Here is a 14570-nt window from a genome sequence, read left to right on the forward strand (position 1 = left end):
GGCGGCCGTTCGCCGTGCAGGACGGGCCGACCGCGGGCCGACCGCGGGCCGACCGCCCAGTGGTCGGCCCCGTGGGCGGCGTCAGCTCTTGGGCATACCGCTCGGCAGCTCGGGCATGTCGGGGATCTTCACGCTGCCGTCGCTGGTCTTGGTGTACTTCTCGGTGGGGCCGTTCTTCCAGTCGACGGTCAGGGTCTTGCCGTCCGAACCGGCCTTGAGCGTGCCCATGGTGCGGGTGGTGTCCCCGTCAGTGCACTTGACGACGGCCATGGTCATCCCGGCCATCTCCTGGACCTTGCCCAGACACGCGGACTTGTGGCCGTTGCTGAAGGCGACCGTGCCCTTGGTGATCACCAGGACCAGCGGGCTGCTGTCCGTGCCGGCCTTCCAGGCACCCTCGACCGCCTTGGGGCTCGCGGGCTTGTCCGCGCCTCCCGGAGTCGACGGCGGAGCCTCCGGCGTCTTGCTCGGCTTGCTGTCGCTGCCGTTGTCGCCGCTGCTTCCGCAACCGCTGAGCAGCATCGCGGCGATGGCTGCCGCCCCGGCGATCTGTGCTGCCTTGCGCACGTACGTCTCCTCCGTTGTGGGTCAGGGATCGTGAGGCTAACAGCGCCCCGACTCACCGTCCGCCCCGTCAGCGCTCTTGCATCAACGCCGGTACGCAGTTGGTGTGGGGCTGTGACGTAGGGGCGGGGGAGGGGAGGGGCTGCAGGGTGTGCGGTCAGGGCTGGCTGGGCTGGAGGAGGGGCCGAGGGTGGGTGAGGGGGCCGGAGGGTGGGCGGTGCGGGGGAGGGTCGCGGCGGGCTTGCTCTTTGCCGGGGGGGCTCCCCCTCCCCCCTCCCCACCCCACCCTCCTCCCCCTCCCCACCCCACCCTCCTCCCCCGCCCCTACCCCCCCGCCGCGCTCTTGTCCTGCTGTACGGCGTGGTGGACCGCGCGGGACGTCCAGCACTCCTTGGCCAGGCCGCGCAGAGCGCGCCGGCGCGAGCGGCCGGCGGCGCCGGGCAGGAGCCTGACGTCCAGGTCGCAGGCCGCCACCTGCGCGGCCAGCAGCCGGTCGCGCCAGCCGGGCAGCCCGGCGTCGACGGCCGCCGTGAAGCGGGCCCGGGCCGGCCCGGTGAGGTCCACCGGCCCCACCGGGAACCGCTCGTAGGGAAACAGGCCCAGTGCCCGGTGGGTCTCCCTGCGCAGTGCGCCGCGCTTCTCCAGCACGCGCAGGCACAGCTCATGCAGGGGGCGGCCGGCGCCGTGGACCCAGCGGTGCGCCTTGACGCCCTTGCCGCCCTTGGCCGGGGCGGGCAGTGCCGCCAGCGCGCCGTCCCCTATCGCGTTGCCGAGCGGCAGCGGATTGGTCACCGTGATCCGGTCACCGCGCTCCACGGTGATCCGCCCGGCCGCCTCCAGGTCCGCCAGCGCCGCGCCGGCCAGCCCGTAGTGCAGATACTTCGGGTTGGTCAGGGGGCGGCCGCGCACCGGGTCGAGGCCGAGGAGGAGCAGTTCCTCGGGGAGGGTGAGCGGCGTGCCGGTGCCGGGGCCGGTGCCGATGCCGTTCATGTCGCGTCGCGGGCCGGAATCGTGCGCGCGGGCTGGATGCTGCCGGTGACCTCGCCCAGGCCGATCCGGGCGCCGTCCGGGCCGGGCGCCCAGGCGGTCAGGGTGACCTCGTCGCCGTCCTGGAGATAGGGGCCCTTGCCCTGGGTGAGTTCGAGCAGGCAGCCGAGCTGGTCGGGTTCCGGGCCGGAGACCGTGCCGGAGGCGAACAGATCGCCGGTGCGCAGCGAGGCGCCGTTGACGGTCATATGGGCCAGCTGCTGGGCGGCGGTCCAGTACATGGCGGAGAAGGGCGGGTGGGAGACCGTCTCGTCATTGATCCGCACCTCGATACGGATGTCGATGCCGCCCGGTTCGACTCCTGTGTCGTCGAGGTAGGGCAGCAGCGGGTGGTCGCGGGTGGGCGGGGGCGTGCGGGCGTGGTCCAGGGCGTCGAGCGGGGTGATCCAGGCGGAGACGGACGTGGCGAAGGACTTCCCCAGGAACGGGCCGAGCGGCATGTACTCCCAGGCCTGGATGTCGCGGGCGGACCAGTCGTTGACGAGGCAGACGCCGAAGACGTGGTCACGGAAGGAGTCGAGTCCGACGGGTTCGTGGAGGGCGGAGGGAGTGCCGACGACGAAGCCGATCTCGGCCTCGATGTCGAGGCGGGTGGAGGGGCCGAAGACGGGGGCGTCGTCCGTGGCGGTCTTGCGCTGCCCGTTGGGCCGGACGATCGGGGTGCCGGTGGCGACGACGGTGCCCGCGCGGCCGTGGTAACCGATCGGCAGATGCTTCCAGTTGGGCGGAAGGGCCGCGCCGTTGGGGCGGAAGATCCGGCCGACGTTCGTGGCGTGGTGCTCGCTGGAGTAGAAGTCGACGTAGTCGGCGACCTCGAAGGGGAGGTGCAGGGTGACGTCGGCCAGTGGGTGGAGCAGCGGGGCGACCTCGTCGCGGTGCGCGGGGTCGGTGACCGCGCTGTGCACGGCCGCGCGGATCTGCTGCCATACGGGCCGGCCGGCCGCCAGCAGCGGGTTGAGGGTGGGTGCGGTGAGGAGTTCGGCGTGCGGGTGGATGGCGGCGGGCAGGGCGCTGGGCAGTGCGCTCAGGTCGAGGACGTAACTGCCGTAGCGGACGCCGATCCGGTGTTGTCCGGGGGCGTCGGGGGTGCTGAAGACGCCGTAGGGGAGGTTGTGCGGGCCGAAGGGGTCGCCTTCCGCCAGGTCGAACGGGCTCTGCTCGGGCATGGACAGCTCCTCGCGTTCGTCGTCGCCGGTGAGCGGCCGGTCCGGCCGGGGCGGTGGGCCCGGGCCGGTGGCTCGGTGATCAGAGTACGGCTGGCGGCGTCGCAGCGAAGGAGCCTGTGGATAACTTCCGAAAGGCGTGGTCGGCGCGGTGGACGGCGGGCGGGAACGGCCCGCGGAAGGCCGCCGGACGGCTCCGGCGGGCGTGCCGAACCGGCTTGGTGGAGGCGCGACGGTGCGGGCGGGACCGGCCCGAGCCGGGCGGGGAGGGAAGCGGGGCGAGGCGGCCGGGGTGAGGAAGGCGCGGCACACGGGCCCGGGCGCGCCGGGGACGCCGTACGCCCGGTACGGCGCCGGGGACGCCGTACCGGGCGCACGCCGGTTGGCGGCGCGCCGGGTCCGCAGGGGAGTGAACGGCGCGCGGCGTGGCGAGGCGGCCAACGGGTGCCCGACGTCGCACGCCCCAAGTCCCGGCAATGTCCTGAAAAGCCTTGCCGCACCGCGCAATTCGGGCCTAGCTTCCTTTCCTGGCACGGGCCGGGGCGGGACCGTTCCGAGGGGGGACACGTGGCTCGCAGTGGCGCACGGCTCGCGGTCGACCGGAAGGTTCCCGGCCTGATCGTGAAGATCGGGGCGTACCCCCTGCATCACGGCGGTGTGGGTGCCATCCGCAGCCTGGGGCGGCTGGGCGTCCCCCTGTACGCCGTGGCGGAGGACCGTTTCACGCCCGCTGTGGCCTCCCGCTATCTGTGCGGGCGTCTCGTCTGGCCGACCACGGGCCGCGAGGAGCCGGATCGGCTGGTCGCGGGGCTGCTGCGGATCGGGCGCCGGATCGGCCGGCCGGCGGTGCTGCTGCCCGCCGATGACGAGGCCGCGGTGTTGATCGCCGAGCATGCCGGAGCGCTCGACGGGCCGTTTCTTCTCGCCCGCCCCGCTCCCGGCCCGCCGCGCCGGCTGGCCGGCAAACAGGGGCTGCACGACCTGTGTGCCGTGCACGGCGTCCCGTCACCGGCCGCCGTCTTCCCCGCGTCGTACGGGGACGTCGAGGCGTACGCCGGGCGGGGGCGCTTCCTCGTGGTGGCGAAGAACCGGGAGGCGTTCGTCCGGCGCAGCCCGCCCGCGGTCGCCGGCACCACCCGGATCGCGGGTTCTGAGTACCTGCTCGCGCCGGCTCGGGACTGGGGCCCGCGGCCTGCCGTGGTGGTGCAGGAGTGCCTACCGCGGGAGCAGTCCGAGGACTGGATCGTGCACGCCTGTTTCGCGGCACACGGCGCGCCGCTGGCGCTGTTCAGCGGCGTCAAGGTGCGCTCGTGGCCGCCGCACGCGGGTATGACGGCCTGCGCCCGGGCATCGACAAACCCGAACTGGCGTGGCAGGCCACGCGGTTCGCCGGCCGGATCGGGTTCACCGGGACCGCCGACCTGGACTGGCGGCTCGACCCGCCCGACGGCCGGTACAAGCTGCTGGACTTCAACCGCCGTATGGGCGCGCCGTTCCGGCTGTTCGAAACCACGGCCGGCGTCGATGTGGTCCGCGCGCCCTGCATCTGCACCTCACGGGGTGCGCCGTTCCCGAGGGCATCTGTGGCGACTGCGCCGGGCGGCCCGCCGGGCGGCCACCACCGTGAGCCCCGGCGTGAGGCACCGCCTGGCCAGGCACCTGCGAGGCGCGACGCACCACCCCGGCAGGCACCCACGGAACACGCGTCTCCACCTGGGCGCGAGGCACCACAGAGGCAAGGGGAGGAACGGCAGTGAGCACTCCGGTAGCGGTCATCGGGGCCGGTCCCTACGGCCTGTCGACGGCGGCCCATCTACGGGCGCGGGGCGTGCCGGTGCGGGTCTTCGGCCGCCCGATGGCCAGCTGGCAGGAGCAGATGCCCACGGGCATGCTGCTGAAGTCGACGCCCGTGGCGTCGAGCATCGACGTACCGTTGGAGGGCCATGCGCTCGCCGACTACTGCGCCGCGGCGGGCGAGCCGCGCTACGAGTCGGACTGGGAGCTCCTGCCCGTCGAGACGTTCGTCCGTTACGGGCAGTGGGTGCAGCGGCGGCTGGTGCCCGATGTGGAGCGGGTCCGGGTGGTGTCGGTGGACAGGCGGGCGGACGGATTCGAGCTCAAGCTGGACTGCGGTGACCAGGTGGGTGCCCGGGCCGTGGTCGTCGCCACCGGGCTGAGCGGGCTGGCCCATCTGCCCCGCCGGCTGGCCGCCGCGGTCCCGGACGGGCCGTCCGCCACCGGGCCGGTCTCGCACAGCTCCCAGCACCGCGATCTGGCGGCGCTGGCGGGCCGGGAGGTGGTCGTGGTCGGTGCCGGGCAGTCGGCGCTGGAGAGCGCGGTCCTGCTCGCCGAGGCGGGTGCGGCGTCCGTACGGGTCGTGGCGCGCGGGCCCGCCGCGGTGGGCTTCGGGGCGCCACCGGACCGCCGGCCGCGGTGGCGGCCTGGCTCGCCGTTCGGCAAGGCCTGGTCGCTGTACGCGCTGACGCACCACGCCGGCGCGTTCCGGTTCCTGCCGCCTCCGGTGCGCCGCCTCCTGGTGCGGCGGGTCCTCGGTCCGCTCGGCGCGTGGTGGCTCCGGGACCGCTTCACCGGCCGGGTGCAGGTCACGCAGGGCCGGCGGATCGTACGGGCCACGGTCCGCGACGGCCGCCCCGTACTGGCGCTGCGCGGCGCCGACGGGCACGGGGGCGAGCTGGCCGCGGACCATGTGCTGGCGGCGACCGGCTACCGGATGGACCTCGCGGCGCTGGACTTCCTCGGGCCGGGGCTGCGCACCGGGATCGTGGCGCGGGCCGGCGGTCCTCTTCTGGACGCCGGGTTCGGCTCGTCGGTACCGGGGCTGTATTTCACCGGGCTGCCGGCCGCCGCGTCGTTCGGCCCGGTGATGCGCTTCGTGTGCGGCACGGCCTTCGCCGGGCCCCGGCTGGCCCGGGCGGTGGCGCGGGCATACGGCTGACGGCCCGTGGGAGGGGGTGGCACCGCGTCGCCGGTGAGGCGGGCGGGTCGCGAAGATGGCCGAAGTGCGTGTGGTACGGGTGGATATCCGGCTCATCGGTGAGCGGTGTGGCTGCTGGGGTTCACGGGGTCTGCCGGCCCCGGCGGGCCCCCACTTCGGCGTCAAAGCCGCGCCAAAACGTGATCAACGGTGATCAACAAGGTGCGGGGTGGGGCGTAGCTGTGCTTCCCGGGTGGTTCGGGGGGCGGGCGCTCACGGTGATCGAACTGCGACCGGATACGCTGGCCAATGGTGGAGACAGCGACAGATCGACATTCAGTTTGATCGTCAGCAGACAGGAGTACCCCTCGTGACCGTCGTCGGGCCCTTCGGGCTGAGCGTGCGGGACCAGGCTCTTGAGGCCGATGTCCAGGCCGGGTTGGCGGCTGTCGAGGAGGGCCTGCTGGAGGCCACCAAGAGCGACGTGCCGTTCATCACCGAAGCCGCGCAGCATCTCGTGCGCGCGGGCGGCAAGCGGTTCCGGCCGCTGCTGGTGATGCTGGCCGCCCAATTCGGTGACCCTCACACTCCGGGTGTGGTGCCCTCCGCCGTCGTCGTGGAGCTCACGCATCTGGCGACGCTCTACCACGACGACGTGATGGACGAGGCGGAAGTGCGCCGCGGGGTGGCCAGCGCCAACGCCCGCTGGGGCAACTCCGTCGCGGTGCTGACCGGCGACTTCCTCTTCGCCCGCGCCTCGCACATCCTCGCCGACCTCGGACCGGAGGCCGTCCGGATCCAGGCCGAGGCGTTCGAGCGCCTGGTCACCGGCCAGATCCTGGAGACCGCCGGACCGCGCGACGGCCGCGACCCCATCGACCACTACCTCGACGTCCTCGCGGGAAAGACCGGTTCGCTGGTGGCCGTCGCCTGCCGCTTCGGCGCCATGATGTCGGGCGCCGAGGAGTCGATGGCCAACATCCTCACCCAGTACGGCGAGCGGCTGGGTACCGCCTTCCAGCTGGCCGACGACGTCCTGGACATCGCCAGCGACTCGCACGAATCGGGCAAGACGCCCGGTACGGACCTCCGCGAGGGCATCGCGACGCTGCCGGTGCTGCGGCTGCGGGCCCGCGCCGAGAGCGACGCCGGCACGCCCGAGGACCGGGCCCTGTGCGAACTGCTCGCCGGCGACCTCACCGACGACGCCCGGCACGCCGAGGCGCTCGCCGGGCTGCGCGCCCACCCGGCACTCGAAGAGGCCCGCCGGGACACCGTCCGCTACGCGGAAGAGGCCCGCGCGACGCTGGCCCCCCTCCCGTCGTGCACGGCCAAGGAGGCCCTGGAGGGCCTCTGCGACGCGGTGGTTCACCGAGCGGGCTGACACCCCTAAGGGTTCGCCCTCCCGTCTCCTCAGGGTTCGCGCCCCTCTTCTCAGGGTTCGGTCAACCCCAGGTCGTACGGGGCCCGTCGTGCGGTGACCGGGCGTCATACCTCAGCAGTAGGACGAGTTGGACCCGCGGGCTGACGCGATGCGCCGCGCGAATTGGTGAGATGGAAACACCACAGCGCGGCGGTCGGTCCACAATGAGCCCAGGGGAGGGCGAGTGGACAGCTCGGCGGCCGCCGCAGACGACGGAGGTAGGCAGATGCCACGGTACGAACCGACTGAGGTCACCGACGAGGCGGACGGGGGGCGCTCCCCGAAGCGCCGGAAGGCGGTGCGGTACGCCGTACCGGTCGCGGTGGCGGGGGTGGCGGCGGCGACGATCGGGCTGGTCCCGGCGTTCGCCGGATCCGGTTCCCCGGACCTGCCGAAGATCTCGGCCCAGGACCTCATAGCCAAGATCGCCAATTCGGACGTCCAGCAGCTGTCCGGCACGGTCCGGATCAGCACGGACCTCGGCCTGCCGTCCCTGCCCGGCGGCGCTGCGGCCGGCGGCTTCGGTGACGGACAGGGTGGCGAGAAGGGCGAGCACGGCCAGGACGGCGCGTCCGCGTCGCCCCGGAGCAAGCTGATGGAGCTGGCGTCCGGTGCGCACACGCTCCGCGTCGCCGCCGACGGCCCCGCGAAGCAGCGGGTGTCCATCGTCGACAAGGCCGCCGAGTACAGCCTCGTCCACAACGGCAAAGAGGTCTGGGCGTACGACAGCGGCAGCAACACCGCGATGCACAGCACCGCGCCCGACGCCGGCCGGCACGGTGCGCACAAGCGGGGCCCCGAGGGCCTTCCCGGCGACCTGAAGACCGCCACTCCGCAGGATCTGGCGAAGAAGGTCCTCCAGGCTGCCGGTGACACCACCTCGGTCACCGTGGACGGCACCGCCAGGGTCGCCGGACGGGACGCCTACCAACTGCTGATCAAGCCCAAGCAGGCCGCCTCGACGGTCGGCTCGATCCGGGTCGCGGTGGACGCCGCCAACGGTGTCCCGCTGAAGTTCACCCTGACCCCGAAGAGCGGTGGCGCGGCCGCCATCGACGTCGGCTACACCAACGTCGACTTCGCCAAACCGGACGCGGACCTCTTCGCCTTCACGCCGCCCAAGGGCGCCAAGGTCGTCGACGGCGACAAGGAGCGGGCGACGGCGCAGCGCGAACACGGCAAGAAGTTCAAGGACTTCGGCTCCCGCAAGGATCCGAAGGACCTGCGGAAGGACTTCGGCGGGCTCAACGTCATCGGCAAGGGCTGGACGTCCATCGCCACCATCAAGGGCGCGGGCGCAGGAGTGCCCGCCGGCAAGGACCAGGTCGGCGGTGACGCCGGGAAGTTCCTGGACAGCATCGGCGAGAAGGTCAGCGGGTCGTTCGGCTCCGGCCGGATATTCAGCACCCGCCTGGTCAACGCCCTGATAACGGACAACGGCACGGTCTACGTCGGTGCCGTCGACAAGCAGGCCCTGATCCACGCGGCCGACGCCGCGAAGTAACGGGCCCCGTAAGCACGGGACCGCCGTGCCGCCCGCCGGGGCGGTGCGGCGGCCCATGGCCCGGCCGCACGATATGGGGGAGCCGATGCCACAGCAGCCCGCCACGGGCCCCGACGGCGCGCGCCCGCCTGCCCGCGGGCCCGGCCCCACCGGCGCAGGCGGGCTAGGCCCCACCGGCGCACGCGGGCCCGGCCCCACCGGCGCACGGGCGTCCGGTCCCGTCGGCCCGTTGGCATCCGGCGCCGGCCCACTCCCGCTTCCACCCGCGCCCGGCCCCGGGGCGCCGCGCGCGGGAGAGCGGGCGGCGATCGAGACGCGGGGGCTGACCAAGGCGTACCGAGGGGGCCAGCTCGCGGTCGACGGGCTCGATCTGGTGGTGCCGCGCGGCAGTGTCTTCGGGTTCCTCGGGCCCAACGGCTCCGGGAAGACGACCACCATTCGGATGCTGCTGGGCCTGATCGACGCGACCGCCGGAAGCGCGCGGGTGCTCGGGGAGCCGATGCCCGCCGCGGGTCGCCGGGTGCTGCCCAAGGTGGGCGCGCTCATCGAGGGCCCGGCGCTCTACGGTTTCCTCAGCGGCCGGGAGAACCTCCGGCGCTTCGACGCCGCCGACCCGGACGCCGATCCGCGCAGCCGCGACGAGCGGGTGGGCCACGCCCTGGAGCGGGTCGGGCTGGGCGCGGCGGCCGGGAAGAAGGCGCGGGCCTACTCCCTCGGCATGAAGCAGCGGCTCGGCCTGGCCGCGGCCCTGCTGCGGCCCCGGGAGCTGCTGGTCCTCGACGAGCCGACCAACGGCCTCGACCCGCAGGGCATGCGGGAGATCCGGGCGCTGGTCCGCGAGCTGGCGGCGGACGGCACCACGGTCTTCCTCTCCTCGCACCTCCTCGACGAGATCGAGCAGGTCTGCACGCACGCCGCGGTGATGGCCCGCGGCCGGCTGATCACCCAGGGCACGGTCGCGGACCTCTCCGCCACGGTCCTCGGCTCCCGTGGCCCCGGCCGGCTGACCGTCACGACCCCCGACCCGGCGGACGCGGTCCGGGTGCTGAAGGAGCACGGTCTGACCGGCCTTCAGATCACCGACGACCGGGTCACCGGCGAGCTGCCGGAAGCCGACGACGGGGCCGGCCCGACCGAGCTCGCGGACCTCAACGCCGCGCTGGTGCACGGCGGGGTCCGGGTCCGCGGCTTCGGCACCGAACGGGCCACGCTGGAGGACGTGTTCGTGCAGCTGACCGGGGAGGGCTTCGATGTCGCAGGCTGAGGGCGTGCTGCGCCGGCCCCGACCGCTGTGGTCGCTGGGCCTGCTGCGGAGCGAGATCGCCATGACCTTCCGGCGCTGGCGGACCCTCGCCCTGCTGGCGGTACTGGCCGGCGTCCCGGTGCTGGTCGGTATCGCCGTCAAGATCGAGACGGGGGACGGCGGCCCGGACGGCGGAGGCGGGCAGGGCGGCCCGGCGTTCATCTCCCAGGTGACCCACAACGGCCTCTTCCTGGTGTTCACCTCGCTCGCGGTGACGCTGCCGTTCTTCCTGCCGATGTCCGTCGGTGTGATCGCCGGCGACTCCCTGGCCGGGGAGGCACACGGCGGCACCCTGCGCTACCTCCTCGTCGCGCCCGCCGGCCGTACCCGCCTGCTGCTGGTCAAATACGCCACCACCCTGACGTTCTGCCTGGTGGCCACCCTGGTCGTGGCGCTGTCCGCGCTGGCGACCGGGGCGGTGCTCTTCCCCCTGGGCGAGGTCACCCTGATGTCCGGGACGTCCATATCCTTCGGCGAGGGGCTGCTGCGGGCGCTGGCCATCGCCGTCGTGGTGGCGTTGTCCCTGATGGGCGTGGCCGCCGTGGGCCTGTTCGTCTCGACGCTCACCAGCAGCGGTATCGCCGCGATGGCGACCACGGTCGGCCTGCTGATCACCGTGCAGATCCTCAACACCATCCCGCAGCTCAGCGCCGTCCAGCCGTATCTGTTCCCGCACTACTGGCTGTCGTTCGCGGACCTGCTGCGGGACCCGGTCTACTGGGACCAGCTGCAGAGGAACCTCGGCCTCCAGGCCCTCTACACCGCGGTGTTCGGCTCGGCCGCCTGGGCGCGGTTCACCACCCGCGACATCACGGCGTAAGGCCGGTGGCCTCCGCCGGGCCGGCGGACGCGGTCCCGGCCGCCGATGCCTCCGCGGCGCCGTCGACCGGGGCGGTCCCGGCCTGCGCGGCCCGGGCTGCCCGGGCCTGCTCCGCGGCCGCCTCCCTCGCGCGGGCGGCGGCGTCGGCCAGTGCTGCCCGGGCCCGCCGCGTCGTGCGCAGCGCGTCCCAGGTGAGCACGGCCAGCGCGACCCACACCAGCCCGAAGCCGGCCCAGCGCTCGGCCGGCATCTCCTCGTGGAAGACGGTGAGGCCCAGCCCGAACTGAAAGGTCGGTGCCAGGTACTGCAGCATCCCGATCACGGTCAGCGGCAGCCGGACCGCCGAGGCGCCGAAGCAGATCAGCGGCACCGCGGTCGCGACCCCGCAGCCGGCCAGCAGCAGTGCCTGGCCCACCCCGCCGCTGACGAAGGCCGACTCGCCGCGCGACCCCAGGTAGATCAGGAAGCCCAGCGCGGGCAGCAGCTGCATCGTCGTCTCGGCGCTGAAGCCCTCGATGCCGTCCAGCTTGATGCCCTTCTTGACCAGCCCGTACGTCGCGAACGAGAAGGCCAGGCCGAGGGCGATCCAGGGCATCTTGCCGTAGGCGACGGTCATCACGACCACGGCGAGGGCACCGACGCCGACCGCCGTCCACTGCAGCGGCCGCAGCCGCTCGCGCAGGAAGAACACGCCGAAGGCGATGCTGACCAGCGGGTTGATGAAGTAGCCGAGCGAGGCCTCCAGGACGTGCCCGGCGTTGACCGCCCAGATGTAGAGGAACCAGTTCGCCGAGATCACCAGGGCGCAGACCAGCACCAGCCCCAGCCTCTTGGGCTGCCGCAGCAGCGGCCGTATCCAGGCCCAGCGGCGCAGCACGGCCAGGATGACGACCGCGACGGGCAGCGACCACGCCATGCGGTGCGCCAGGATCTCCGACGGCGAGGCGGCGTCCAGCAGATGCCAGTACAGGGGCAGCAGGCCCCACATGGTGTAGGCGGCGATGCCGAAGACGAGGCCGGTGCGCTGATCGCTTCGAGACTGCAAGGAGGCCCTCCTGGTTGTGCTGCGCCGGCTCGGTGACGGTCGCCCCTGCGAAGGTAGCGCCGCAGCCGCCCATGTGTCATGGGTGTATGCAAAAAACGGTGATGACAGGCGGCGTCGCAGGCCGGAAGGGGGCGGACGGGGAAGGCCGCTGGACGCCCGGCCGCCGCGGGGCCCGTCTCAGCCCTCCGCCCGCGCCAGCGCCTCCGCGATGGCCTCGGTGACCGGGGTGGTGGGGCGGCCGATGAGCCGGGAGAGGTCACCGGTGGTGGCCGCCAGCTCCCCGCGCGCGATCCCGGCGTCCGCCTCGGCGGCCATCCGCGCGCCCAGCGCCGGCACCCCCGTCTCGACCATCCGCGCCACGTACTCCTTCTGCGGCAGGTCGCGGTACGGGATCCGCCGGCCGGTCTGCCGGGACACCTCGGCGGCGAACTCGGCCATCGACCAGGCGGTGTCGCCGCTCAGTTCGTAGACGGTGTTCTCATGGCCGGTGCCGGTGAGCACCACGGCGGCCGCCTCGGCGTAGTCCCGGCGCGCGGCGGTGGCCACCCGGCCGTCGCCGGCACAGCCGAACACCGCGCCGTTCCTGAGCGTGGCGGCGAGCGCCCCGGTGTAGTTCTCATGGCACCAGCCGTTGCGCAACAGGCAGTACGGCACGCCCGAGGCGAGCAGCGCCTGCTCGGTGGCGAGGTGCTCCTCGGCGAGGGAGAAGGTGGCGGTGGGGCCGCCCAGCACGCTGGTGTACGCCAGCAGCGCCACGCCGGCCTCCCGGGCGGCATCGATCACCGCGCGGTGCCAGGTGACCCGCTGCCCGGACCCGTGCCCGGCGATCAGCAGCACCCGGTCGCCGGCCGCGAAGACGTCCTCCAGTGTGTCGGGCCGGCCGTAGTCCACGGTACGGACCGCGATGCCGCGCGCCTCCAGATCGGCGGCCCTGGCCCGGTCCCGGACGAGGCCGGTGACATCGGCCGGGTCGGTGCGGATGAGCAGCTCCTCGATGACCAGCCGGCCGAGCGCTCCGGTGGCGCCGGTGACGACGATGCTCATGTTCTGCCCCCTGGTTCGGAGGCCGCCAGCATGGCACCCGTACCGGACGCGCAGAAGGGACGCGCGCCGGAAGCCGGAGCCGAGCCCCGGAACGGCGGGTGCCCGCAGGGGGACGCCGTACGACGCCTCCCCTGCGGGCACCCGCGGAAGGAGCTCAGGAGGGCCCTCGGAGGCCCCCAGGAGGTCCTCAGCGGCTCCTCGGGCCGGTCCTCAGCCCACGACCGTCCAGGTGTCGGTGCCGGTCAGCAGGGCGCCGAGGTCGCCCTTGCCCTTCTGCTCGACGGCGGTGTCCAGCTGGTCGGCCATCAGCGTGTCGTAGACCGGCCGGTCGACGTTGCGCAGCACGCCGATGGGGGTGTGGTGCAGGGTGTCGGGATCGGCCAGCCGGGACAGCGCGAAGGCGGTGGTGGGGGAGGGGCTGTGGGCGTCGTGCACCAGCACGCCGTCCGCGCCCTCCTCCCGGACATCGATGATCTTGAGGTCGCCGGTGGCCGGGTCACGGACCACGCCCTTGGAGCCGAGACCGTCCTCGGCCGGTGCGCCGAAGCGGATCGGCTGTCCGTGTTCCAGGCGGATGACGGCTTCCTGGGCCTGCTCCTTGTCCTTGAGCGCCTCGAAGGCGCCGTCGTTGAAGATGTTGCAGTTCTGGTAGATCTCGACCAGGGCGGTGCCGGGGTGGTCGGCGGCCGCGCGCAGCACCGAGGTGAGGTGCTTGCGGTCGGAGTCGACGGTGCGGGCCACGAAGGTCGCCTCGGCGCCGAGCGCCAGCGAGACCGGGTTGAACGGGGCGTCCAGCGAGCCCATCGGCGTCGACTTGGTGATCTTGCCGACCTCGGAGGTGGGGCTGTACTGGCCCTTGGTCAGGCCGTAGATCCGGTTGTTGAACAGCAGGATCTTGAGGTTGACGTTGCGCCGCAGGGCGTGGATGAGGTGGTTGCCGCCGATGGAGAGCGCATCGCCGTCACCGGTGACGACCCATACGGACAGGTCGCGCCGCGAGGAGGCCAGGCCGGTGGCGATGGCCGGGGCGCGGCCGTGGATGGAGTGCATCCCGTAGGTGTTCATGTAGTACGGGAAGCGGGAGGAGCAGCCGATGCCGGAGACGAAGACGATGTTCTCCTTCGCCAGGCCGAGCTCGGGCATGAAGCCCTGCACGGCGGCGAGGACGGCGTAGTCACCGCAGCCGGGGCACCAGCGCACTTCCTGGTCGGACTTGAAGTCCTTCATGGACTGCTTGGCCTCGGCCTTGGGAACCAGGGAGAGCGCCTCGGGGTGTGAGGCCCGCTCCGAGATCGTCTCAGTCATTGATGGCCTCCTTAAAGACCTCCGCGAGCTGCTCGGCCTTGAACGGCATTCCGCTGACCTGGGTGTGCGACCGCGCGTCGACGAGGTACCTGGCGCGCAGCAGGGTGGCGAGCTGTCCGAGGTTCATCTCCGGCACGATCACCTTGTCGTAACGCGCCAGCACCTCGCCGAGATTCCGCGGGAAGGGGTTGAGGTGGCGCAGATGGGCCTGCGCGATGCGCTCCCCTGCGCCCCGTACGCGCCGTACCGCGGCGGTGATCGGGCCGTACGTCGAGCCCCAGCCCACGACGAGGGTGCCGGCGCCCCGGCCGCCGTCGTCGGTGGGGTCGTCGACCTCGATGTCGGGGACCTCGATGCCGTCCACCTTCGCCTGGCGGGTGCGCACCATGAAGTCGTGGTTGGCCGGGTCGTAGGAGA

11 protein-coding genes and 2 pseudogenes are annotated in these 14570 nt (G+C 73.1%); 6 read left to right on the forward strand and 7 right to left on the reverse strand.

Going from position 1 to position 14570, the window contains the following annotated elements; translation table 11 throughout:
• Positions 1-81: 81 nt before the first annotated feature.
• The 3 genes from AB0G35_RS31600 to fahA all read right to left on the reverse strand — a co-directional run bounded on the left by AB0G35_RS31600 (position 82) and on the right by fahA (position 2777).
• The gene (locus tag AB0G35_RS31600; RefSeq protein WP_360956531.1) at positions 82-567 is read right to left on the reverse strand and encodes a hypothetical protein; all 486 of its coding nucleotides are present in this window, start codon (positions 565-567) and stop codon (positions 82-84) included.
• Positions 568-888: 321 nt separating this feature from the next.
• On the reverse strand, positions 889-1554 hold the full coding sequence (locus AB0G35_RS31605) for a GPP34 family phosphoprotein (RefSeq protein WP_360956533.1): 666 nt from the start codon (positions 1552-1554) through the stop codon (positions 889-891).
• Positions 1551-2777, reverse strand: coding sequence for a fumarylacetoacetase (fahA, locus tag AB0G35_RS31610; protein WP_360956535.1), 1227 nt, complete (start codon positions 2775-2777; stop codon positions 1551-1553). Before fahA ends, AB0G35_RS31605 begins: the two co-directional genes overlap by 4 nt.
• A gap of 564 nt (positions 2778-3341) precedes the next feature.
• On the opposite strand from fahA, the pseudogene AB0G35_RS31615 reads away from it, so the two are divergent.
• From AB0G35_RS31615 to AB0G35_RS31640, 6 genes and pseudogenes are all read left to right on the forward strand, one after another.
• Positions 3342-4398 (forward strand): annotated as a pseudogene (locus AB0G35_RS31615) (ATP-grasp domain-containing protein); the annotation flags it as partial.
• A 129-nt stretch (positions 4399-4527) separates the two neighbouring features.
• On the forward strand, positions 4528-5730 hold the full coding sequence (locus AB0G35_RS31620; protein ID WP_360956537.1) for an FAD-dependent oxidoreductase: 1203 nt from the start codon (positions 4528-4530) through the stop codon (positions 5728-5730).
• Between the two features lie 349 nt (positions 5731-6079).
• Positions 6080-7093: a polyprenyl synthetase family protein gene (locus AB0G35_RS31625; protein WP_360956539.1), complete on the forward strand. Its 1014-nt coding sequence runs from the start codon at positions 6080-6082 to the stop codon at positions 7091-7093.
• Between the two features lie 265 nt (positions 7094-7358).
• Positions 7359-8636: a DUF2092 domain-containing protein gene (locus tag AB0G35_RS31630; protein WP_360956541.1), complete on the forward strand. Its 1278-nt coding sequence runs from the start codon at positions 7359-7361 to the stop codon at positions 8634-8636.
• A gap of 229 nt (positions 8637-8865) precedes the next feature.
• A complete protein-coding gene (locus tag AB0G35_RS31635; protein ID WP_360956543.1) occupies positions 8866-9900 on the forward strand; it encodes an ABC transporter ATP-binding protein in 1035 nt (344 codons plus the stop codon).
• Positions 9887-10759, forward strand: coding sequence for an ABC transporter permease (locus AB0G35_RS31640; protein ID WP_360956545.1), 873 nt, complete (start codon positions 9887-9889; stop codon positions 10757-10759). The genes AB0G35_RS31635 and AB0G35_RS31640 overlap by 14 nt, the downstream gene beginning before the upstream one ends.
• Here the strand turns inward: AB0G35_RS31640 and rarD are convergent.
• From rarD to AB0G35_RS31660, 4 genes and pseudogenes are all read right to left on the reverse strand, one after another.
• The gene (gene rarD / locus AB0G35_RS31645) at positions 10749-11804 is read right to left on the reverse strand and encodes an EamA family transporter RarD (protein ID WP_360956547.1); all 1056 of its coding nucleotides are present in this window, start codon (positions 11802-11804) and stop codon (positions 10749-10751) included. The genes AB0G35_RS31640 and rarD overlap by 11 nt on opposite strands.
• A gap of 177 nt (positions 11805-11981) precedes the next feature.
• Positions 11982-12848 carry an SDR family oxidoreductase gene (locus AB0G35_RS31650; RefSeq protein WP_360956549.1) on the reverse strand — a complete coding sequence of 289 codons (867 nt, stop codon included), beginning with the start codon at positions 12846-12848 and terminating at the stop codon, positions 11982-11984.
• A gap of 210 nt (positions 12849-13058) precedes the next feature.
• Entirely contained in the window at positions 13059-14153 is a 1095-nt protein-coding gene (locus tag AB0G35_RS31655) for a 2-oxoacid:ferredoxin oxidoreductase subunit beta (RefSeq protein WP_360956551.1), read from the reverse strand.
• A pseudogene (locus tag AB0G35_RS31660) lies at positions 14146-14570 on the reverse strand (2-oxoglutarate ferredoxin oxidoreductase subunit alpha); the annotation flags it as partial. The gene AB0G35_RS31655 and the pseudogene AB0G35_RS31660, both read right to left, overlap by 8 nt.

Source organism: Streptomyces sp. NPDC021749, assembly GCF_040640655.1.
Classification (GTDB): domain Bacteria; phylum Actinomycetota; class Actinomycetes; order Streptomycetales; family Streptomycetaceae; genus Streptomyces.